22 protein-coding genes and 2 pseudogenes are annotated in these 21872 nt (G+C 40.9%); 5 read left to right on the plus strand and 19 right to left on the minus strand.

The genetic code is table 11. The features are described 5' to 3' along the window. Positions 1-45: 45 nt before the first annotated feature. Positions 46-630: a 2OG-Fe(II) oxygenase gene (locus G3341_RS18130; protein WP_154624355.1), complete on the minus strand. Its 585-nt coding sequence runs from the start codon at positions 628-630 to the stop codon at positions 46-48. A gap of 252 nt (positions 631-882) precedes the next feature. Then, positions 883-1350, minus strand: a complete 468-nt coding sequence (locus tag G3341_RS18135) for a hypothetical protein (protein ID WP_163863248.1) — start codon at positions 1348-1350, stop codon at positions 883-885. Between the two features lie 218 nt (positions 1351-1568). On the opposite strand from G3341_RS18135, the pseudogene G3341_RS20880 reads away from it, so the two are divergent. After that, a pseudogene (locus tag G3341_RS20880) lies at positions 1569-1706 on the plus strand (DUF3304 domain-containing protein); the annotation flags it as partial. Between the two features lie 124 nt (positions 1707-1830). Continuing rightward, positions 1831-1989, plus strand: a complete 159-nt coding sequence (locus tag G3341_RS20885) for a DUF3304 domain-containing protein (protein WP_269723531.1) — start codon at positions 1831-1833, stop codon at positions 1987-1989. Between the two features lie 60 nt (positions 1990-2049). Here the strand turns inward: G3341_RS20885 and G3341_RS18145 are convergent, their stop codons facing one another. From G3341_RS18145 to G3341_RS18180, 9 genes are all read right to left on the minus strand, one after another. Beyond that, positions 2050-3900, minus strand: a complete 1851-nt coding sequence (locus G3341_RS18145; RefSeq protein ID WP_163863250.1) for a T6SS phospholipase effector Tle1-like catalytic domain-containing protein — start codon at positions 3898-3900, stop codon at positions 2050-2052. Positions 3901-3963: 63 nt separating this feature from the next. Beyond that, complete coding sequence (locus G3341_RS18150; RefSeq protein ID WP_163863252.1) at positions 3964-4635, minus strand: DUF2235 domain-containing protein; 672 nt, start codon at positions 4633-4635, stop codon at positions 3964-3966. Continuing rightward, positions 4623-5126: a DUF3304 domain-containing protein gene (locus tag G3341_RS18155; protein WP_154624351.1), complete on the minus strand. Its 504-nt coding sequence runs from the start codon at positions 5124-5126 to the stop codon at positions 4623-4625. The genes G3341_RS18150 and G3341_RS18155 overlap by 13 nt, the downstream gene beginning before the upstream one ends. Positions 5127-5189: 63 nt before the next feature. Then, the gene (locus G3341_RS18160; protein ID WP_163863254.1) at positions 5190-5576 is read right to left on the minus strand and encodes a hypothetical protein; all 387 of its coding nucleotides are present in this window, start codon (positions 5574-5576) and stop codon (positions 5190-5192) included. Then, the gene (locus G3341_RS18165) at positions 5564-6079 is read right to left on the minus strand and encodes a DUF3304 domain-containing protein (protein ID WP_163863256.1); all 516 of its coding nucleotides are present in this window, start codon (positions 6077-6079) and stop codon (positions 5564-5566) included. Before G3341_RS18165 ends, G3341_RS18160 begins: the two co-directional genes overlap by 13 nt. 239 nt (positions 6080-6318) lie before the next feature. Next, entirely contained in the window at positions 6319-6471 is a 153-nt protein-coding gene (locus G3341_RS20780) for a hypothetical protein (RefSeq protein ID WP_230085890.1), read from the minus strand. Positions 6472-6601: 130 nt separating this feature from the next. Then, a complete protein-coding gene (locus tag G3341_RS18175; RefSeq protein WP_255427386.1) occupies positions 6602-7132 on the minus strand; it encodes a replication initiation protein in 531 nt (176 codons plus the stop codon). 17 nt (positions 7133-7149) lie between these two features. Continuing rightward, positions 7150-7290 (minus strand): replication initiation protein, encoded by a 141-nt coding sequence (locus G3341_RS20915; protein WP_269723526.1) that lies wholly within the window; start codon positions 7288-7290, stop codon positions 7150-7152. Positions 7291-8386: 1096 nt separating this feature from the next. After that, entirely contained in the window at positions 8387-8638 is a 252-nt protein-coding gene (locus tag G3341_RS18180; protein ID WP_154635762.1) for a HigA family addiction module antitoxin, read from the minus strand. A 463-nt stretch (positions 8639-9101) separates the two neighbouring features. Here G3341_RS18180 and G3341_RS18185 point away from each other — a divergent pair, with 463 nt between their 5' ends. Next, positions 9102-9611, plus strand: a complete 510-nt coding sequence (locus tag G3341_RS18185; protein WP_244316451.1) for a DUF3304 domain-containing protein — start codon at positions 9102-9104, stop codon at positions 9609-9611. Further along, positions 9599-12158 (plus strand): annotated as a pseudogene (locus G3341_RS20920) (T6SS phospholipase effector Tle1-like catalytic domain-containing protein). The gene G3341_RS18185 and the pseudogene G3341_RS20920 overlap by 13 nt, the downstream one beginning before the upstream one ends. A gap of 107 nt (positions 12159-12265) precedes the next feature. On the opposite strand, the gene G3341_RS18195 reads toward G3341_RS20920, so the two are convergent. Then, entirely contained in the window at positions 12266-14707 is a 2442-nt protein-coding gene (locus G3341_RS18195; RefSeq protein WP_163863260.1) for a T6SS phospholipase effector Tle1-like catalytic domain-containing protein, read from the minus strand. Further along, positions 14695-15213, minus strand: coding sequence for a DUF3304 domain-containing protein (locus G3341_RS18200; RefSeq protein ID WP_163863262.1), 519 nt, complete (start codon positions 15211-15213; stop codon positions 14695-14697). Before G3341_RS18200 ends, G3341_RS18195 begins: the two co-directional genes overlap by 13 nt. A 219-nt stretch (positions 15214-15432) precedes the next feature. Here G3341_RS18200 and G3341_RS18205 point away from each other — a divergent pair, with 219 nt between their 5' ends. Beyond that, positions 15433-15612, plus strand: a complete 180-nt coding sequence (locus G3341_RS18205) for a hypothetical protein (RefSeq protein WP_154624384.1) — start codon at positions 15433-15435, stop codon at positions 15610-15612. Here G3341_RS18205 and G3341_RS20995 read toward each other — a convergent pair. The 6 genes from G3341_RS20995 to G3341_RS18235 form a co-directional block, all read right to left on the minus strand. Further along, the gene (locus tag G3341_RS20995; protein WP_163863664.1) at positions 15609-15794 is read right to left on the minus strand and encodes a colicin-like pore-forming protein; all 186 of its coding nucleotides are present in this window, start codon (positions 15792-15794) and stop codon (positions 15609-15611) included. The genes G3341_RS18205 and G3341_RS20995 overlap by 4 nt on opposite strands. A gap of 141 nt (positions 15795-15935) precedes the next feature. Then, positions 15936-16172 (minus strand): hypothetical protein, encoded by a 237-nt coding sequence (locus G3341_RS18215; RefSeq protein WP_163863264.1) that lies wholly within the window; start codon positions 16170-16172, stop codon positions 15936-15938. Between the two features lie 1098 nt (positions 16173-17270). Further along, the gene (gene uvrD / locus G3341_RS18220; protein WP_163863666.1) at positions 17271-19445 is read right to left on the minus strand and encodes a DNA helicase II; all 2175 of its coding nucleotides are present in this window, start codon (positions 19443-19445) and stop codon (positions 17271-17273) included. A gap of 49 nt (positions 19446-19494) precedes the next feature. Next, positions 19495-20211, minus strand: a complete 717-nt coding sequence (gene yigB / locus G3341_RS18225) for a 5-amino-6-(5-phospho-D-ribitylamino)uracil phosphatase YigB (protein ID WP_154622898.1) — start codon at positions 20209-20211, stop codon at positions 19495-19497. Then, a complete protein-coding gene (gene xerC / locus G3341_RS18230) occupies positions 20211-21140 on the minus strand; it encodes a tyrosine recombinase XerC (RefSeq protein ID WP_163863266.1) in 930 nt (309 codons plus the stop codon). Before xerC ends, yigB begins: the two co-directional genes overlap by 1 nt. Then, positions 21122-21826, minus strand: coding sequence for a DUF484 domain-containing protein (locus G3341_RS18235; protein ID WP_154622900.1), 705 nt, complete (start codon positions 21824-21826; stop codon positions 21122-21124). Before G3341_RS18235 ends, xerC begins: the two co-directional genes overlap by 19 nt. Positions 21827-21872: the final 46 nt, after the last annotated feature.

A 21872-nucleotide genomic window follows, 5' to 3' on the forward strand; every position in this document is an offset into this window, starting at 1 on the left:
CATTTACAGCCCACCTCCGCGAGGAGGTGGCATTCGTCAGTAAGGTTAAAGTATTTTTTCGGTTAAAAACCAACCGGCTATACTTTCACGCTTTTGTTGGGTAGGGAGAACTTCATGAGGAAACTCTTCAGACATAAACACAATCATCCGCCCCGCTAAAGGGTCAAGTTGAAACAGTTTATTATCTTGATGATCATACACAACCAATTCCCCACCATCACCTCGCTGCCACGCCTCATTCATATAAAGCACCGTCGTCACTTTGCGTCGGCCTTGGCCTTGAAAATTATCGACATGCTTTTTATAAAACGCGCCATTTGGGTAACGGCAAAAATGCGTCTCAAAGTCACGTAACCCCATGTAGCATTGTTGGTTTAATGCTTGGCGGATAACGTCCATTTTCGCCATATACTCTGCAATAGGTGCCCCCATTTCAGACTCTAGCCAAATAGTTTGGTCACCACGAATCGTTTTATTGTCTTGTAACGATTCACCGTTACCAATACGAGCGTCGTGTAGTTTTTCAGGAATGCAGCTTTTAATTGCCTGTATTTCTGACAGGTTCAAAAAGTCATCCCACACATACCAACCTTGTGTAGAAAGAGAATCAATTAACTTATTCAATGACATGATAAATATTAGAATGGTTACTCGGTATGATTTTATACTTCACTGAATGGAAAATTTAAAATTAAAAACTTAAATCTTAATGATTAGACTCTTAAATCAATGTGACTAACCATAAAGCCGAGTTTTAATATGACAAAACTATTGGTAGATGAGTGAGTGATATTCATCATGTTATCGCGTTCATCACGGCCATGATGAACGCTTTCTATGCTTAAAAGATCGCTACTCACTGAGTATTAATCGCTTAAAAAATTAGCCAGAAACCGTTGTGCAAGTTACTGTTTTACCCAAGCAAAACGTCAATGATGATCCAATTCGGTCATGCATCTCAGTCATACCTGTCAATAAGCTTACCGCGTCCTCTCCCTTATGGAATAGCGATATCTGTTCACTCAATAAGGACGAATTTAAACCTTTATATTTTGCCGTAACAAATTTGAGGTCCTGCTGATAAGCAGTCAACATATCAATACGAGAAGATAAGTATTGCTCACTGATCTCAGCCAAACGATGCTGACTATCTTTCAGTGAATGGTAGCCTGCACCTACTTCACGATTAAATCGTTTAATCAATGCTCGCGTTGCGCTATCCATAAAATCATGCGCAGCCAACTGCGAGTGTTGTAGCGTTGCCCATTGGATGGTTTGATAGAGTTTTCGTGTCTTAAAATTGATTTTAGGGGCTTTAATGGATATAAGAAGGCGGTTTTGAGTAGCCAACTCGTCCGTTTAACATAATGAGTCTTATAAGAACCAATGATTTCACTCCAATTATTCTAATTCAAGAATAGATAATTTACCTTAAGTATAAGATACTGTTTTCCATTTCCAATGGACAGGATCTGTACATAAGAGCGTTTACTTTAGTTTTTTTCATTCTTCCTCTCTTTATTTTAGGGTGTTCGCCTGACGATAAACCGAAAGATAATATCGCCTATGTGGGCGCGAATTTATTGGGGTATAACCATGTCGCGGACACGAATATCAATTGGTTTTCAGTCAATGGCTTTCGGGGTCGAACCGGGGGGTTTACGTGCTACATCATGCTACCTGAAATATGGCAACCCAATATGCAGGTCAATATCAAGTGGGAAGTGGACCCTAACCCTTTTCCTACCGATTTACCTGAATATAGTGATCCGAATTATCGCGATTATATGAAAAAAACACGAAGCCAATTACCGACAATATCAGACCACCGTGACTATCCCGGAATATACGGATTCCTGTGGATTGCAAGTCCACTTCTTACCGTGCCAACAAGTGAAAGTCACCGCGACGTGTCATGGCATTGAACACCCAGACCACTCCATTAAAGACCCTTTTGACCAACCGGAGCCCGCACAATGTCCTCAATGATTATCGCATCTAAATGGGTCTTATCTGGATCACCGTTGTTGCTCCGATTGGGTTGTCTCTTTATTCTTTATCGAGTGTTATCACTTTATCGCCACTCTGGGTTAAAAAATCCATGAGATTTTGTCGGAGTTCTTCTCTCCGTGTCTGCTGATATTTCACTAAAATATCGCGTATTACTGGCATGATTTGGTTAGTTTTTGGTGCACCTGATATTCCGTCAAGGCTAGCCGTTTCACCTGTTTGCAGGTTTATCATTCTCAACCCATACGTGGGAAGGTAATACAGTGCGAGTTGTGCTGCGGGTGTTGCTGGGAACTGAACCAATTTGTTGTTTTCAATTATCAGCGTCATGGTTTTATTCCAATGATCCCCAAAATAAATCATCCGCGACAGAAAATAACTGCCAAACGGCTCACGAACCCCACTTTCGGAGTGCATGAACCACGCCCTTGAATCATGAATATGGTCATCAAACAACGCGATGAGGTTGTCCATCGCCGTGTTTTTGGGCGTCACTCCCCAAAGATAAGGGGAGATCACTTTTCGGAATAATTCACTACTGACCTCTTTTAAATATTCGTACTCACCTCGTTCATCTTGGTAAGTGATCGCTTGAACAATTCGTTCTACCGAACCGTCTAAATTTTGTAGCAATGCGGCTTGTGCTGACACCGTTATCGTGGGAAAGCTGTATTTAGGAAAAGCAGCACACTGGCTGTCTAATGCGGTACCGACCCATTGTTGAATATCTTTTAAACATTCCGATTGGGTTTTACGTGACGACATATCGATCTGAGGTGCTGGGCGTGAAATATCTTCGTAATCGGCTTTAAATTCTAAGGCGGCTTCCCAAAGTTGCCCTCGTGCATTGGTGGCATCAAACAGCGGTGTTCCTGTATTTTTTGCCACCCAATTTTTCACATCCAAGTAGTGTAGGTCTTGTTCTGTTTTCCTTTCCCTTTTTATTTTATTTATTTTTTGTTCATTAAGGTTGTATTCGGTGATGATGGCTTCAGTCGCTTGGTGATTAAACGCGGGTTCATACGGTTGGGCATGGATATCGGCATGTTGAGGCGCAGCCTGAAAAAAAGGTTGTTGTGTCAGGTTGATTCGCTCGGTTTGTGCAGAGCCATAACGACCAATCCGCCACGCGGATATTAACACCAATTGCGCTTCCATGACGTGTTCAAGGTCATGAGTGGCAAATCGGATGGGCGTGTACGCGGCTTTAGTGGGTTCGCCTGCAGGCATGATTTCAGGTAACGTGTGTTGAACCCACGTGTTGAATTTTTCAATTAATAAACTAGATAAAACAAACTCTCTTTCCGAAGCTAATGTCATTTTTCGAAAAGAATACTGTTCTTGTAAATCTCGATGTAAGGTAGAAAACAGCGTTTCACTTATCGCCAATGGGGCGCCCGCATCGAACGCGGCAGCGTACATGTCGTGTAAAGCGATTTGGGATAACAACTCTCCCGCACTGTCTCGCGCTTTGCCTTGGTCACCTTGGGGGTAACCGCCCCCGACATCGGAGTGCATCCCGGGGTAAATGACTGCCACGGTATTGGGCGGGTAAATGCCTTCTGGGGTACGCACCGAGTCAACCGCAAAAGCCTGACGTTGTTCATGTGCCGCTACGAAATGACAGCAATTTTTCACCAGTGACGATTTGGGCAGTTGCTGAGTGCCCCCCGCCCAACTGTTGTGCCCACTAAACATGGGCATAACATTGGCAAACCCCACCGCCGGCACAGTGTCAAACACCCCTAAAAAGTCCACGGAGACCGGAAGACCATAGAGGGTTTTTTCAGCCTCTGGGATATCTGAAAATGTCGGAAGTTTTTCCAATAATTGATTGACCCAATACACAAAGGTGCGGGCTTCGGCAGCCCCACGAGAAAACCCGTACACATACAACTTCAATGTTATCAATTTCGGAACATGACGAGCGATTTTGTCTTTGATAGGCGCCAGTCATTTTAGGAGCCCAGGAATCTGGTTGTAATCACTTAAGGCGAACATGGTGGTGCTTTCATAGTTGGTGTTCGAACTCATGCTCTCCAATGCGTCACGACGCTCTGCGGTGGTCAGTCGAATTTTCGTAACTTCATAAAACAACGTGTCACAAAGGTTAATTAATCCCCAACTGACACGGGCTTCCCCGCCGGCAGCATAGGTTAACCCGGGATTGTAGTATTCATTGGTGCCAATTTCGGGGAATGGCGTACCCACACCGGGCATGTAGTAAGCGTAAAAACCTGCAGAAATGGCTTCTTTAACCTCTGGTGCACTGGCATGGTACAATTTTGCCACGTTAGAGGGGTGCGGTGGCTCGGCTTTGTTGGTGTCATAAGGTTCGTTATTGTTGGTGCCATCAAAAAACAGGCTGACATGCACATTTTTGACACACGCCATGCGTTTTTTTATGTCCGAGCGTTGGTATTGTCGTTCTTCTTTTCGTGCGTTATACAGATTATTGGTAACCTGAGGCATGGATAACAGTAATCGCCCTTGCTCCGGAAACAACGGCGGCGCCCAACAAGGATCACCATGAGTCACTTGTTGGCTGTCCATAATTTTTTTGATCGGGTAGATGAGAGTTTTAATTTGGCTCTCTATTGGGATAAAGAGACTTAAATTGGACATTCGGTTGGCTCCTCCATGTAGCTCGGTTCTTTTATGGGATAATTTGGGTGATCAAGCGCATAACAAGACAAGGTAATTTTGACCTCTTGGCAGGGTAAAAAATGCACTTGTAACCCACAAGGGTCATCATACTGCGGGATTTCGACACGTTTACTGTAACGCCGGTAGTTGGCTTCATGTTTTTGCATGTAGTCTTCAAATTTAGGGTCTGTTACACCGGGGGAATCTGAAGGATAAGGGTTGGGATCAACCTCCCATTCGACTAGCACGGTTTGATCCGGTGACCATTGGGAAGGGATCATGATGCAACAGGAGCCGCCGGCACCCCGACCATAATAACCATTAACAGAAAACCAGTTAATGGACGTGTCTTTGACGTGATTGAAACCCGAAATGTTGCCTGCGAGTTGTTCGTTTTTTTTATCGGGCGAGCATCCGCTAAGTATGAATAATAACGGAAATAAGACGGTGATTTTTGTTAACCATGCCATTATCGTAACCTGTCCGTGGGTGATAAATGGCATTATTCAATACTTAAGTTAAATTAACAATATTTATTTGAATTTAACATAAACATGCTGAAGCGTAACACGACTTAGGCACTCATTCAAAAATCTACTCAATGGGCTAAAACCACTTCTTTTCACCCGTAAAAAACACCATTGTGGAGGGCTAGCTTTCTTGGTGTCATAGGGTTCATTGTTATTGGTACCGTCAAAAAATAAGCTGATATGCAAACTATGGCAGCATGTCATGCTCATTCTAAACCCTAGCTTTTCTGACACTTTATCATGATAACGCGCTTCATCCTGACGGATCTTTTTTAAGTTACGTTCAATTTGCTTCGGTGTGAAAGAGAGTCGTCCTTGGCTTGGAAACTCTGGAGGCATCCAACATGATTCGCCATGACTGACTTTATCCCAACGTGTTATTTCTGGCATGATGCAGGCTCCTCTTGGTCAAACGCGTCTTTGATTGGGTAGTCTGGGTGGTCAATGGTATAGCAGGAGGTAGTTACCTTGACTTGTTGGCAAGGTAAAAAATGCACAGTTAATCCACAGGTTTCAGAGTATTCAGGGATATTGACCGTTGTTTTATACTGTCGATAATTTGCTTCATGTTGTTTCATGAATTCTAAAAACTTATCTCCTACTGGATTAGGTACATTAGCGTAAGGGTTGGGGTCTATTTCCCATTCGACTTCTGCCGTTAAATTAGGATGCCATTTGGGTGGTAGCATAACGCAGCAGGTAAAACCACCCGTTCTCCCACCATACCCATTGACGGTAAACCAGTTAACGTTCGTTCCTTTCACATGATTAAATCCCGACAAATTCCCTGCAAGGTATTCATTTTTTTTAGAAGGAGATGGAGTTTCATCTGGTGAACATGCGAGGAGCGAAAATAATGAGAAACTGAGCGTGACTTTTGTTAACCATTGCATTGATGTGCCCTACCCATGAGATATATACGGACAGTATTCATCACCTAAGTTAAATTAACAATGTTTATTTGAATTTAACATAAAGGCGCTTAAGCGTAATCCGACTTAGGCACTCATTCAAAAATCTACTCAATGGGCTAAAACCACTTCTTTTCACCCGTAAAAACACCATTTTTGATATTGCTCGTTTGTTATCCAAATGGTGGTTTCAGTTTCGCGGTAAAAATGACGCCAACCAGCTATTTTTTCCAGAATTGCCGTGACTTTTTGGCTGGTACAGGTGTTGTCGGTAGCTTGGATTCGATTAATAGCATGGCATTTTTTAAGCTATCAATATGAGCATCTTTGTCTTCTAACCGTTGCTTTAAAAACTCAATTTCTTTTTTCAGCAACTCATTTTCTAATTTTGAGCTGTCATTATCATGGGTGACAATGATAGTTTTCCTGTCACGACATAACGTTGTATTGTCCTGCGACTTTTTCCTGTTAGCTTAGCTGCTTCTGAAATACTTACCTGAGCCATTAGATTGCCATTTTTATTTGTTTATCTTCTTTAAATTGGAAGTGTAAAGCGACAACTCTACGACCTTTTTTGACAGTATCAACTAAAACCATTAGATCACTTTTTTCATTTAATTCTTGAATCGCCGGTTTTATGACATCGTCATTTAATCTTTTAAATTGACTATATTTTTCCTCCAATCCGAGCATAGACCGGAAGTCATCGACGCTTATAAGTCGATCACCTGTCTTCTTGAATTGCATTAATAATTCATAAATTCGTATGCTATATGTCCTTTTAAGAGCAGATACACTTTTAACAGCAATACTAGTGAATTGGCCTTTTAATTGAGTTAAATATGGCATAATCAAATCTGAAAAAACTAATTCTATTTTTCCCTCTCCAGTAAAATATTTAGCCCTTCCTTGGATCCAACGGATTTCTTCTTTTTTATTCTTCCAATTTATAATGATAGATCTGTCCCATAATCGATCTATAGCTGATTGTAAGTGTCGTTCAGCATTTTCTTTTCCCATATCAGGAAATGCCAAAAAAAACTCATTTGCAGTTAATTGGAATTTTTTTCTGGCTGTTCATCTTGCGGATTCAACTTACCTATGCACATCAACAATACTCTTTGCTCTTGAAGAGTTAGCTTGTAGCTAGCTTCAATCAGGGCATTTGATTTGTACGCGATTAAGTTACTCATGTTAAACCCAATAAGTTATATGTTTTATAACATCTACAGGCCTATTTTAAAGGTAGCAAGTTTTTATTTTATCAGACCTAATTATGTGGATGCTACCGTAATTTTTCCGACCTATGGGTATATAGTGTATTGATTTTAAAGAAATAAAGCCGTCAGAAAACAAGATCAGAAAACAAGATAAAAAAACAAAAAAACAAGTTAAAAAGGGGAATACCTGTGAATAACTCAACCATTTTTGTCAGATACATCACTTTACGAGATAGTTAAACAGATGTCGCAAACAATGTTTGCTCCTTTCAAAACATACCTAAAAATACTACAGTAGCTCCCTCGCGTTGCTCAGGAAGATTGCTGAACATTTCTTTTGTCTTCGACCATTCCGCCACAGCGTCGCTGAAATTTCCGTGTTATTCAGTTCGCTTTGCTCACATTAATCCAGTTAGTGGATGTTAAACGCTCTATAATCAATTTTAAGCCACTAGAATAACCAATCATCATAAAACACCTCTTAGTTAGGGTGTTTAAATCAAACAGAGGACGTTACAGGAGCTTTAAAGTAAGAATTAAAATGAAACACGAGAGGACAATTACGCATATTGTTGCGCTCATGATTAAAATTTCTTTTGTGACCCATCAAAAACTATTTATCAGGCACTAAAAATATTTTGTACTCACCAATTTTTGTTTCTTGCAAACACACACCATACGCAAAATGGAATTTTTATAGTATTTTTTTGATAAATATGAAGTTTATTTTTAATTGTTATGGCTATGTAAACATAGAACTGATGCATTTCTGCATCATTCCGATGACGAATTGATGCAGGATATAAAATGTTGAAACTTTATATTTCCTATGGGTAAGTATGAAATAAATGGTTGCACATCATATGTGATATAGAGAGTTAAACTGTAACTACTGTTCTCACGCATCAAACTGATGCGCTGCTGATGCATTGATGCATCAGCTTTTTCGTGTAAACCTATGTCAATTGATGTTCAAAATTAATAGCTGTGCTTATTTTAAGTTTAAATTTTGGCTGAATATGACCAGATATTAAAATACAAAAAATAGAATTTGATGGGTTAAATATCTTCAAAAAAATTCATTCTCAATAGAGGAGCGTTTGTAATAATTTTTTTGAATATTTAACCAAAATGATGAACTGCTACCGAGAGTCATTGATAGACGCTTCGCAATTTGTAATGTAATGACTCGATTACCATTAACAAGCTGTTCAGTTTCGGATACAGTCATTTTTAGCTTTTCAGCTAAAATATCAATGCTTAGGTTAAGTTCATTCAACGTTTCAGTGATTAATTCACCTACGTGAGGTGGTTTGTACATTCACATCTATTGTAACCTTCTATCAATTTTTAAAGTGATATAGCCTCTATTTATCACGAAAATCGCCTGTGTGTATCATTAACTATTCTGCTTATTTTAAATAACACTACCGTCCTCGTTTTACTCGGTTGGTAAAATCGTCGAACACCACAAAACAAGTTTGTGCTTTTCAACGATTTCAGGTCAGTTTTTCAGTCAGCTCTGGCGATGTTAAAAATACGCTTAACTGCAACTGAAACCGTTATAAACTTTCAGGGGGATGAGATACTTTTAGCAATTCAAAATCGCACTTAGGCGGTTTTATGATATCTAACCTGGTGTTTTAGTCTCTAAACACACCCGTTTAACACAATGGGTCTTATAAGAACCAATGATGTCACTCCAATTATTCTTATTCAGGAATAGATAATTTACCTTAAGTGTATGATACTGTTTTCCATTTCCAATGGACAGGATTATGTACATGAGAGCATTTACTTTAGCTTTTTTCATTCTTCCACTCTTTATTTTAGGGTGTTCGCCCGACGATAAACCGAAAGATAAAATCGCCTATGTGGGGGCAAATTTATTGGGGTATAACCATGTCGCGGATACGAAGATTAATTGGTTTTCAGTCAATGGTTATCGGGGGCGAACCGGGGGGTTTACGTGCTGCATCATGCTACCTGAAATATGGCAACCCAATATGCAGGTCAATATCAAGTGGGAAGTTAATCCTGACCCTTTTCCCTCCGATTTTCCTGAATACAGTGATCCCAACTACAAAGATTATATAAAAAAATATAAAGCCAATTACCGACAATATCAGACCACCGTGACTATCCCGGAATATACGGATTCCTGTGGATTGCAAGTCCACTTCTTACCGTGCCAACAAGTGAAAGTTACCGCGACGTGCCATGGCATTGAGCATCCAAACCACCCCATTAAAGACCCTTTTGACCAACCGGAGCCCGCACAATGTCCTCAATGATTATCGCCCCTCAAAAAGACCAAATCTCAACCCAAGGTGGCCCTTGTTGGGTTCCCCCTGAATTCCCGCTCGATGGGCGGTTAAAACTGACAAAAGAGCAGTTAATTAAGAATATTGAAAAAAATAAGACAAGAAGAATCTCGACATCGGAGTGACTGTTATCGGAAATTAAAAAATTCGTGTTGTAAAAGTTTACATATCAGCTTGTTTTTTGATGGCACCAATAACAATGAGCCGAACGACACAAGCAGTACACCGTCGCATCCATCCAATGTGGCTAAACTGTATCATGCCAGTGCCCCCGAAAACCGTCAGGCGAATGAGAGTGGTTTTTATGCTTATTACATTCCGGGCGTCGGTACGCCATTCCCTTAAATTGGGACGTATGATTATTATTCTTCGGGGTTGCAGTTTGCGGTTGGGGGAGAAGACCGTATTAATTGGGGCTTAGTTCAACTGTGTAATACATTACATCATACGGTGACAAAAAATTTCATCGGTAATGGTCTTATGAAAAAAGCGGTTGAAACGATGAATTCATCCAAACTAGATCTATCTCAAAACGACGCCATAATGGCGACGGCGGCAACAGGTCCAATGTTTTTTGACCGAGAAAAAATTAATCAAGCCTATTTAGCTGCAGTTTCGCCAAATAATAGTCATCAGGCGGCACGCTTACATGCCATAGAAAAACTACTTGAACCGATTAAGAAAAAAGTACCCGACTCTCAATGTAAAATTGTCGCCATTAAATTGTTTGTCTATGGATTTTCTCGTGGGGCAGCGGAAGCCAGAGCGTTTGTGAGTTGGTTAGATGAACTGTTATCGTCCAATCTGTTAGGATTTCCCGCGGGAACGCTATTGGGTGTCAAGGTCTCGGTCGAGTTTTTAGGCATTTTTGATACCGTTCCTGCGGTAGGGATAGCCAACGTCGTGCTGGGATTTACAGGGCATAACGGTTGGGCGGGGCAAACGCAACCCTTACCGCAATCAGGGTTGATTAAAAAATGTTGTCACTTTGTCGCGGCCAATGAACAGCGGCAAGCCTTTTCACTCGATTCAATTCGGACGGCGGAGGGAAATTATTTACCTAACACGGTGGAGGTGGTTTACCCCGGCATGCACTCGGATGTGGGAGGGGGGTATCCGATGGGCGACCAAGGTAAATCCCGAGATGATGCGGGGGCGTTATTGTCTCAAATCGCGCTGCACGATATGTACGCGGCCGCGATTGAAGCTGGCGCCCCATTAGCCGTTCATCCTGATACGTTTAATCAGCTATCTGCCGATTATCAGCAGTGGTATTCCTTTAGAAATATGGATGGTTCTAATCGTGAAGAATTTAACGTATCCCCGAAATTGGTTTCGACGTTTAACCATTGGCTATCAACAACGTTGATTGATACTCAACAAGAGTCTGATTTGTCAGACAGTCCTATCTATTCCCCATTTCGGTTTGAAACGGTGTGCTTAGAACAAATCATGGAAGATCAACTCAGTTGGATTACGGGGTGGCGAATTATGCGTTTTGCATCCCCTCTCTCATCCCCGATGAACATCGCGTCACAACCTTTTTTTCAGCAGGCTTCTCAACACCCCAAAATTCAGGCTCAACCGTATGAATCAGGGTATGGAAAGCAAGCGTATAATGCGTTGGCTGAGGAATGATCTCTTTTAGCATGTAATGCTCAACTCACTGAAAAAAAGCGTAATGATGAGATAGCTAAACATAGAAATAATGAAGATTGGTTTCCAGGTGGTGATTTAATTGGTTCACCTTTATTTGATGCCACTAATGCACGAGGACAACTCTGGGAAGCAGCGTTAGAATTTGCCGCTGATTATGTGCGTAGACCTCGACCTGAACCACTATTAACGCTTCAATATAAAATGACCAAGCACCCCATTAATGAAAAAACCTGTACGATTGAAGAAAACACGGACAGCAGTTTTGCTGGCTCAGTACCGTTAACAGCGGGAATACTACAGATTCTTGACCCGTTATTGTTAACCAATGCGTATGTTTATACGCGCCAAAATGAAGCTGTCAAATATTTTATTTTTAAAGATAATGGGAATGATAAATATGAACGATCTTTTTTACCGTATTTCACGGGTAAAAAAGATCCAAAAATAGGTTCTTTAATTGATCTCTATGATAACTATATTCATGATTCTCGAGCTTGGTTTATGCATTCCGAGAGTGGAGTGAGAGAGCCGTTTGGAGGGTATTTTTTATCAAGAATGATTTATTTTGGGGATAAATGGAATAAGGCCGTCTTATTGCGTTTTGATGGTAATTATTTAATGGGCGTGGATAAAAATTTACAGAAACACGCTGTTTTTACTCATCACCCAACCTATGGGGTTAAAATATATCATCGCCAGACTGGACAAGAAATTATCGTTAATGAAAACGAATTACCTGCTTCAACTCATGAGTTTATTGCTCAATTGAAACCGTTGGTTCAGCAACGGAAAGATGATAGACAGGCTCAAATATATGCAAATCTACAAAAAATAGCGAATGGCACTTTTGTTTCTTAGCCTTTATTTTGGGCGGGTATGTCTATCCGCCTCTTTTTCTTCGATTTGTAGTTTTATTTAACATAATGGGTCTTATGGGAATCGAGATATTTCGATTCCCATTATGATTAAGTTAATTTAATGACATTTGGCAATGTGGAAACATATTCCATGAATTTTTCGTGGCGTATCTTATCGCTTGAAAGCTCTAACGCACCAATTTCAGACAGGAAATCTGAGGTAGGAGCCGATATGGTGCTATTTGGGATTGTATACACATGCCCACTGTTTCTATTTTTTAAAACGTATTCTTCACCATGTTTAAACACTTCAATATCGTTCGCGTTTTTGGATAAATCAAATTCAAAAAGATTGGGCGTAAGTTCTAAATCAAGACTGACGACTTGGGTTAATTTATTCCATTTATTACCAAAGTAAATCATTCGAAATAAAAAGTAATCACCTAACATTTCGGAGATACCCGCTTCGGTATGCATAAACCATGCACGAGAATCGTGGATTTGGTCATCATATAATGCAATTACTTTTTTTATGTCAGTAAAAACATTTTTGATGCGTGGGTGATCGTTTTGGTTATCGAGAACCGGCTTGACTGTATCTTGATAAATGAGTGTGGCGAGTTGTTTTAAACGAGCATATTCCGCTTCAGGATCATGACCTAACACGAGATACGTCGCTTTTCTAACAGCCCTGTCTGCCGCTTTAAAAACCATGGTTTTTCGAGTGACATTGAGATAGTCAATGCTGGGTTGATTATCGTAATCGGTTTTAAACTCCAACGATGCTTCCCATAGTTGTCCTTTGCTATTCTGTTCATCGAACAATGGCTCTCCGATAAATTGTGGAGGAGGCGTCCAATCATCGTTATGACGAGTTTTTTCTTTTTCCCTTTCGACCTGTATTTGTTTTAATTTAGCGTCATGAGTCTCTTTGGCTTCATTGATGTAATATTCAGCTCTATCCGGAAATCGCGTATCCCATGGAGCGATTTGGGCTCCATCGGGCAATGTTGAGGCTTGGAAAAAAGGTTGGTGTGATAAATTGATTGACTCTTGCCGAGAGGATGCATATCTGGCTATACGCCATGCGGTCATCCATCCCATCTGTTCTTCGACTGCATCTTCAAGCGGGGCGTATTTAAAACGTACAGGGGAATAGCCTTGTTCACTTTGTGTTGGCTGTGATTGTGTTTCAAGGGTTACAGTTTTTCGCCATGCATTAAATCGGGTAATTAATTCATCTGATATTACAAATTCTTTAATTGTACTAGGCTGCATTACTCTATAAGGATAACGTTCCTTTAATTCATCCCTAATATAACTGGGATGGATCGCCAGCGGTGCGCCTGCATCGATGGCTGATGCATATAAATCGTGTAGGGCTATTTGTGACAGAAGTTCACCATCACTCTCACGGGCTTTTCCTTGGTCATTAACAGGGTATCCACCTCCTACATCGGAGTGCATTCCGGGATAAATGACTTCAACTGCATTTGAAGGGTAAGTCCCGTCAGGGTAACGAATGGAGTCTAACGCAAAGCATTGGCGTTGTTCATGAGATGAGACAAGGTGAGTACATTGTTTAATTAAACTGGATTTAGGGAGGCTTTGCGTCCCATAAGCCCATCCATTATGTCCAGTGAAGATTGGCGCCATATTGGCAACACCAACTGCAGGAACTGTATCTAGAATACCTAAAAATTCAATAGAAACAGCGAGTCCCAGAAGTGTTCCTTGGGGGGAAAGGGTTGAGGATTTTAGAATATCATTCAGCCATGAAGAAAAGGTTCTGGCTTCTGCTGCACCTCGGGAAAAACCATAAACAAATAGCTTAATGCTGACTAATTTTGGACTGGCTGTGATGATGTCTTTTTTTAGTGGTTCAAGCAACGATTCTATTTCACGAATACGGTTGATATTATTATTGTCAGCCGTTCTGGCTGCATCTAGCCCCTGTCCTGTAAAAAGGTGGCCAATTATCGCTGACTCATAACTCCCTCGCATCGCATGAACGCTTTTTTTCATGGTGTTATCATCGAGTTTTATTTTCTTAATCGCGATATTTAATGTATTACAAATTTGGACCAATGCCCAATTGATACGGTCTTCTCCTCCCTTTGCGTACGTGAGTCCCTCTGAATAATAGTCATAGGTTCCTATTTCGGGAAAGGGGGTTCCGACTCCGGGAATATAATATGCGTAATATCCACTGCTATTGGCTTTTTTGTCTTCAGGGGCACTGGCATGATATAGCTTCGCAATATTAGAAGGATGTGGAGGGCTAGCTTTCTTGGTGTCATAGGGTTCATTGTTATTGGTACCGTCAAAAAATAAGCTGATATGCAAACTATGGCAGCATGTCATGCTCATTCTAAACCCTAGCTTTTCTGACACTTTATCATGATAACGCGCTTCATCCTGACGGATCTTTTTTAAGTTACGTTCAATTTGCTTCGGTGTGAGAGGGAGTCGTCCTTGGCTTGGAAACTCTGGAGGCATCCAACATGATTCGCCATGACTGACTTTATCCCAACGTGTTATTTCTGGCATGATGCTGGTTCCTCTTGGTCAAAAGCATCTTTGATTGGGTAGTCTGGGTGGTCAATGGTATAACAGGAGGTAGTTACCTTGACTTGTTGGCAAGGTAAAAAATGCACGGTTAATCCACAGGTTTCTGAGTATTCAGGGATCTTAACTGTTGTTTGATACTGTCGGTAGTTAGCTTTGTGTTTTTTTGCAAACTCAGGATAATTTCCGCTATCAAACGTTGGAATATTTTTTGGGTATGGGTTGGGATCTATTTCCCATTCTATTTCAGCCGTTAAATTTGGATTCCATTTGGGTGGTAGCATAACGCAGCAGGTAAAACCACCCGTTCTCCCACCATACCCATTGACGGTAAACCAGTTAACGTTCGTTCCTTTCACATGATTAAATCCCGACAAATTCCCTGCAAGGTATTCACTTTTTTCAGGTAGAGATTTTTTTTCATCTGGTGAACATGCGAGGAGCAAAAATAGTGAGGAACTGAGCGTTATTTTAGTTAACCATTGCATTGATGTGACCTATCCATGAGATATATACGGACAGTATTTATCACCTAAACTAAATTAACAAGTTCTATCTGAATTTAACATAAAGGTGCTTAAGCATAACGCCACTTAGGCACTCATTCAAAAATCTACTCAATGGGCTAAAACCACTTCTTTTCACCCGTAAAAACACCATTTTTGATATTGCTCGTTTGTTATCAAAATGGCGGTTTGGGTTTCAGCATGGAAATGATACCAAACGGCTATTTTTCCAGAATTGCCAAGATTTTTTGGCTGGCACTGATGCAACTGGTTCAGATGTTGTTAGTAGCTTGGATTCGATTAATAGCATGGCATTTTTTAAGCTATCAACATGAGCATCTTTGTCTTCCAATCGTTGCTTTAACAAAAAAAGATCGCTAATTATCATTTTTTATTGCATTAGGTAACTCAACAAAGAAAAGCTCATAACCATCAATTGCTGGTCCAACATACCCCATGCCTTTACTCAACAGTTTAAAGTTTTTGGTGGCATCGGCAATTTCAACTGATTCTAACGCTGTAACTATTGCTTGGCGATCTTTGGCATTAATTTTTTTATTAATATTAGCTTAAGAGATTTGTTCGTTGTTTTTTATTGTATTTCAAATAGAAGTTAGCCCCCGGGGTTTGGGAAGCAATGGAACAGTAAACGTCGTTAAGCGATCATTTTAACCACTAGCAGCCCGTTCCAAACATTAGTCAGTTTAACAAATCTTAGCCATTCTATTTAACCCATTAACCATTGTTATCGTTTCGTTGCTTCCCAATATTCCCTTTTCATTAACGCTATCATTCAATTCAGGACAAAGTAGTAAAGATGCCTTACCTAAAATAGTCGTAATTACTGCTCGCCAAACCAACTTAAAGCAAATTATTTCGCCAACAAAAAATAAATAATAGAAAAACAATCTACCAATTAGCCAAACGGCTATATTTTGCATTGAATTAACCTTCAAAGGTAATCAAATCCAGTTTTTATATCCTTTCTTGATGATTTCTCTTGCCATTAGGTTAATGACTCTTTACCTTAAGCGAAATTTAACTTTTTGTACGATTAATCGTATTCACTTATTATGATAAAACTGATCCCTGCTGTCTTGTTCTTACCTTTAATCGTCTTTACGGAACTCAGTTATTCTGAGCCCTTATGATTTCCAGCCAATAGAGACAGTATTCAGTTTGAACAAAAAAGGCGCTTAGAATCGGAAAAACAGCAACGAGAGGCTCTTGAAAATCAAAATACTGTTACGGTAGACCCGACACAGAAAAGCACTAGTGATAATGCCTTGTGTTTTAACGCGAACCAAATTGAATTAGTGGGGATTTCCGTTTCTGCCTTTAAAGATAATGTATTATCACCCCTCGCTGATTAACGCCACAAATTCGTTACATATCCAAGCAGGGAAAAGCATCAATTTTGATAATACCCAGTTAGCCAAAACGAATAAACTCACCCTCAGTGCTAATGCACAGTATTGTGATTCATCGCGATGAATCCAATTTAATGAAACCCGCAGCTTCAGAGCTTGCCGCAAATATTAATACCCATCGTTCTGCACACTTCCTCCACCCGGGTGCTGGTTTCAGCCTATTTCAGGACAAACGCTATCTGTTCTTCGGTATAACGTGTCTTTTTCATGTCAGATGACCTCTTTTTCAGGAGAAAAAAGGCAGGAAACTCTACTTTATACCTGTACTGAAGAAAGGGAAGCGATCAGCTTAATGTTGTATTGCGACGAAAATCCCCAATGAGATCATCGTTTATTTTTTCAATTGCCCAATTCACACTCATCGTCCTTGAATTAATGATTATTAAAACGCAAATCATGCTATAAGCAAAAAATCGAAAAAACAAATTTATAATTTATATAAAAAAGCAATAAAATAATTACAGTGAAAATGAGTTTAAATATATTATTAATTGATAATTACAATCTATTTTATTTTTATGTGTTTTAATATGCCTCGTGAAATTAAAACACACCGTATATTAGGTAGAATGCCATATTTTGTTTATGACACTCTACGGGAAAAATAACTTATGATACATTTTCTAGCCGAGCATAGGATGCCACGAGCCATTTAATGCCTTGACCTTGGAAAGCAATTTGCAAACGACAATGTTCTCCACTTCCTTCCAAATTAATAATAGTACCTTCACCAAATTTAGGGTGCCGTACACGTTGGCCTAACGCATAACCTGAATCATTTTGGGTTACTGGTGTGCCAAGGCGCTGATGATTAACAGGACGAGAAACCGTTGCACGTAAACGAACTTCTTCCACACATTCTGTCGGCAACTCCGCAATAAAACGTGATGGGCGGTGATAAACTTCTTTACCATATAAACGACGACTTTCCGCATACGTGATCGTCAGCTTTTGCATCGCTCGCGTGATCCCAACATAAGCTAAGCGACGCTCTTCTTCTAAGCGACCGCTTTCATCCATTGACATTTGGCTAGGGAACATCCCTTCTTCCATACCAACGATAAAGACGATTGGGAATTCGAGTCCTTTTGCTGAGTGTAGTGTCATTAACTGCACCGCATCTTGATTCACATCGGCTTGGCCATCACCCGATTCTAATGCGGCATGTGATAAAAAGGCTTGTAGCGGCATCAAATCCTGATCTTCATCTTGATAACTAAAATCGCGGGTTGCGTTCACCAACTCTTCCAAGTTTTCGATGCGAGCCTGTGCTTTTTCACCTTTCTCTTGCTCATACATCGCACGTAGACCTGAGTCATTAATCACTCTATCCGTTTGTACATGTAAGGGCATATCTTGCGTTTCTTTCGCCAGCGCATCGACCAATTCGAGAAAACGTTCAATAGCCGCCGCGGCACGGCCCCCAAGAACTTGCTCACGAAGTAAATATTCACAACTTTCCCATAAGGTTAATTGTTGGTCTCGTGCGGTTTGGCGTACGGTATCCAGAGTACGATCGCCAATACCTCGCGTTGGCGTATTTACCACACGTTCAAAGGAGGCATCGTCATTACGATTAGCAATCAGCCTTAAATAAGACAGTGCATCTTTAATTTCTTGACGTTCAAAGAAGCGTTGTCCACCATAAATACGATATGGCATAGCACTTTGAATTAATGCCTCTTCCAACACACGAGATTGCGCGTTGCTACGATATAGCATCGCACAATCCTGCAAAGCACCACCATTTTCTTGCCACTGTTTTATACGGCTGACAATATAGCGCGCTTCATCTAATTCATTAAAAGCACAGTAGAGGGAAATCGGCTCACCATCGCCATCTTCCGTCCATAAATTTTTCCCTAATCGATCGCTATTATGCGCAATTAAGGCATTCGCAGCTTTCAGAATATTGTTAGTGGAACGGTAATTTTGTTCAAGACGGATTGTTTCAGCCCCAGGGAAGTCATTCAAAAAACGCTGAATATTTTCCACTTGTGCCCCACGCCAGCCGTAAATTGATTGATCATCATCGCCAACAATCATCACCTTACCCGTTTCGCCAGCTAACACGCGGATCCAAGCGTATTGAATGCTGTTCGTATCTTGGAATTCGTCGACGAGAATATTCGTGAAGCGTTCACGATAGTGTTGCAATACATGGGGCTTATTGAGCCATAATTCATGGGCTCGTAATAACAACTCAGCAAAATCGACTAACCCAGCACGATCACAAGCCTCTTGATAAGCTTGATACACTTTTAACCATGTACTTTCTATCGGGTTACCATAACATTCGATATGTTGAGGACGTAATCCCTCATCTTTTTTACCGTTGATGTACCACATTCCTTGGCGGGGGGGCCATTGTTTTTCATCAAGATTCATCGCTTTTAACAACCGACGAATTAATCGATATTGGTCATCGCTATCGAGAATTTGGAAATCTTGTGGTAAGCCAGCATCCAAATAGTGTTGACGTAGTAAGCGATGGGCTAAACCGTGGAAAGTACCAATCCACATGCCATCTTCACTTGAGCCAATCAACTGATTGATACGATGGCGCATTTCTGCTGCTGCTTTGTTGGTAAAGGTCACTGCCATGATCGAGAATGGTGATGCATGCTCAACCGCCATTAACCAAGCGATTCTGTGTACCAATACGCGCGTTTTACCACTACCTGCACCTGCAAGTACTAATAAGTTAGTGCGTGGTGCAGCAACTGCCTCACGCTGTTTATCATTAAGGCCTTCGAGCAGATAAGAAACGTCCATAATTACCATCAAAGCAGGACAGTGGCCACGACCACTGTGTTTTTATACAGAAAAATGATTATACCAGCGACAATAGAGAAGCCAACTGCGAAATTTCAACATGCGGCAATAAGCGTACATCTTTCTCTTCCATGAGTGTTTTATTGTCGACGTTAATCCAACAGGCTTGCATACCACTACGAATAGCACCCTCTACATCCGTCAATAGATTATCGCCCACATGTAAAATAGCATGAGGCTGTAAATCGAGTTTTTGCGCGGCTAGCCGATACATATCACAATAAGGTTTTGAGCGCCCATCCGGCCCTGCTTTCAACACAAACTGAAAATATTGCCCCAAGCCACAAGCATCTGGCTCTGCATTACCGTTGGTAATCGCCACTAGGGGTAATTTTTCTGCAAGCTGAGCTAATATCTGGTGGGTTGATTCAGGAATATCTATTTGATTTCGCCAATAAGTAAAATGAGCCATTAGTTCATCCGCCCCTTTTAGAGCGTCTTCTCGGCTATATCCATAATGGCAAAACATCATTTTCGATGATAACCAGCGCCAGCGGGTGATATCGTGGCAAATATCCGGTTCTTGTTCAGCCACAATGCGACGAAAAGTATACAAATCATGATGAGTAAAATGACTGAATTGTGGATCATATTCACGGACAAAACGTAATACCTCTTCTTCCGTTTTATCAATGACCGGATGGTTATCATATAAAGTATCATCCAAATCAAACGTTATCGCTTGAATCGGTGACAGCGGACGGTAAAAATGCATTAAGGTTTCTCCCTTTTTGCTCTGGGATGAGCCACATCATAAACATTAGCCAAATGCTGAAAATCTAAGTGTGTATAGATTTGCGTTGTTGATAAGTTGGCATGGCCGAGCAATTCTTGCACACCGCGTAAATTACCACTTGATTCAAGAATATGTGTTGCAAATGAATGGCGCAACTTATGTGGGTTAATATGGCTATTTACCCCTTGTTTAATGCCCCATTGCTCAAAACGTTTTTGCACATTACGGTTTGATATTCGTTTGCCACTCTGTGTCGAAATAAAAACGGCATTATCTTCCGGTGCATATAACTCACGCATTTCTAGCCAACGTGTTAACCAACTCACCGCGGTTTTACCTAATGGGATTTTACGTTCTTTACTGCCTTTTCCCATCACTTTGACTTCACCCGAGGCGAGATCTAAATGACGAATATCTAATCCAACTAATTCAGATAAACGCAGCCCCGCGCCATACATCACTTCCAACATGGTTCTGTCTCGCACCACCAGTGGGTCACCGCTATCCATATTCAGTAATTGTGAGACTTCATCAACATCCATATTCTTTGGCAGTCGCTTTTTCGCTTTTGGCGCCTGTACTGCTTTGACTGGATTAGCCGGTAATTCACCTTGTTGTACCATCCAATCACAAAAACTCCGTAATGCAGACAATCGCAGCGCCATACTGGCTGCTTGCAAGCCTGCTCGACGGCTTTTAGCCGCGATATTACGGGCTTTAACGACATCAAACTGTTGCCACTCACTCACCTTCATTTCATTGAGCATTTCTGTCACTGTCGTGAGCTGGCGGCGATAATTAGTGATCGTGACAGGGCTTAATCTACGCTCAACATGTAAATAACGTAAAAATGCTTCGACTTGGGTCATCAGCCCTTCCGGCTGAGTCGTTATAAGCGTTCTATCCATCGGCATAATAACCTCGGTAGAATTTGAGCCACTTTTTCTAACATCACTGTTCCCATACCAGATTGATAATGGTCTCGATTTCGGCTAGTAAAAATGACCATTCCTGATTCCCCATGATGACCAAAGAGAGAAATCGCTACCGAGCCTACATTCATAGCTTCCGGCAACAGCAGTTGTATTTCAGGGCCATTCAGCGTACCTAAATAATGCGTTTTCTCTCCAAAACGCTGAAGGCGAATAGATTCGAACGCACTACGGGAAACCACAAGTGCTTGCGCATCAAGAGGAGCAGACAACCGCCAACAATCACTAAATAAACGAACAGATGCCCCTGATAGGCCGAGTTTTTTTGCCCAGCGATTTAAACTGCTGAGCATCTCATTCAGGCTTTGCGCCATTGACATATCGATGACAAGATACAGTAACTCATCAAATAACAAACCATTTTCATGCGCTTGTTCAACCATGAAACAGATATCTTGTTCGAGCTGTTTGATTTTTAGTCGCTGTCGATTCATCACCGCTTCAGGTAACGAAATTGTCCCCTGTATTGCATGCGGTATTGAAAGTTGCTCAACAAGCGAAGCATTGCGGATAAAGAAGTCGGGCTGTTCCTGTAAGTAACGCGCCACTTGGCGATCATCAATTTGATAAGGGCTATCTGGCTCTATTTTCAGTTTATCCATTATAACCTCTTGATGATTAAGTCTACTCTAAATAAATCCCAGTATA

It is taken from the genome of Providencia vermicola, assembly GCF_010748935.1.
Taxonomy (GTDB): Bacteria; Pseudomonadota; Gammaproteobacteria; order Enterobacterales; family Enterobacteriaceae; genus Providencia; species Providencia zhejiangensis.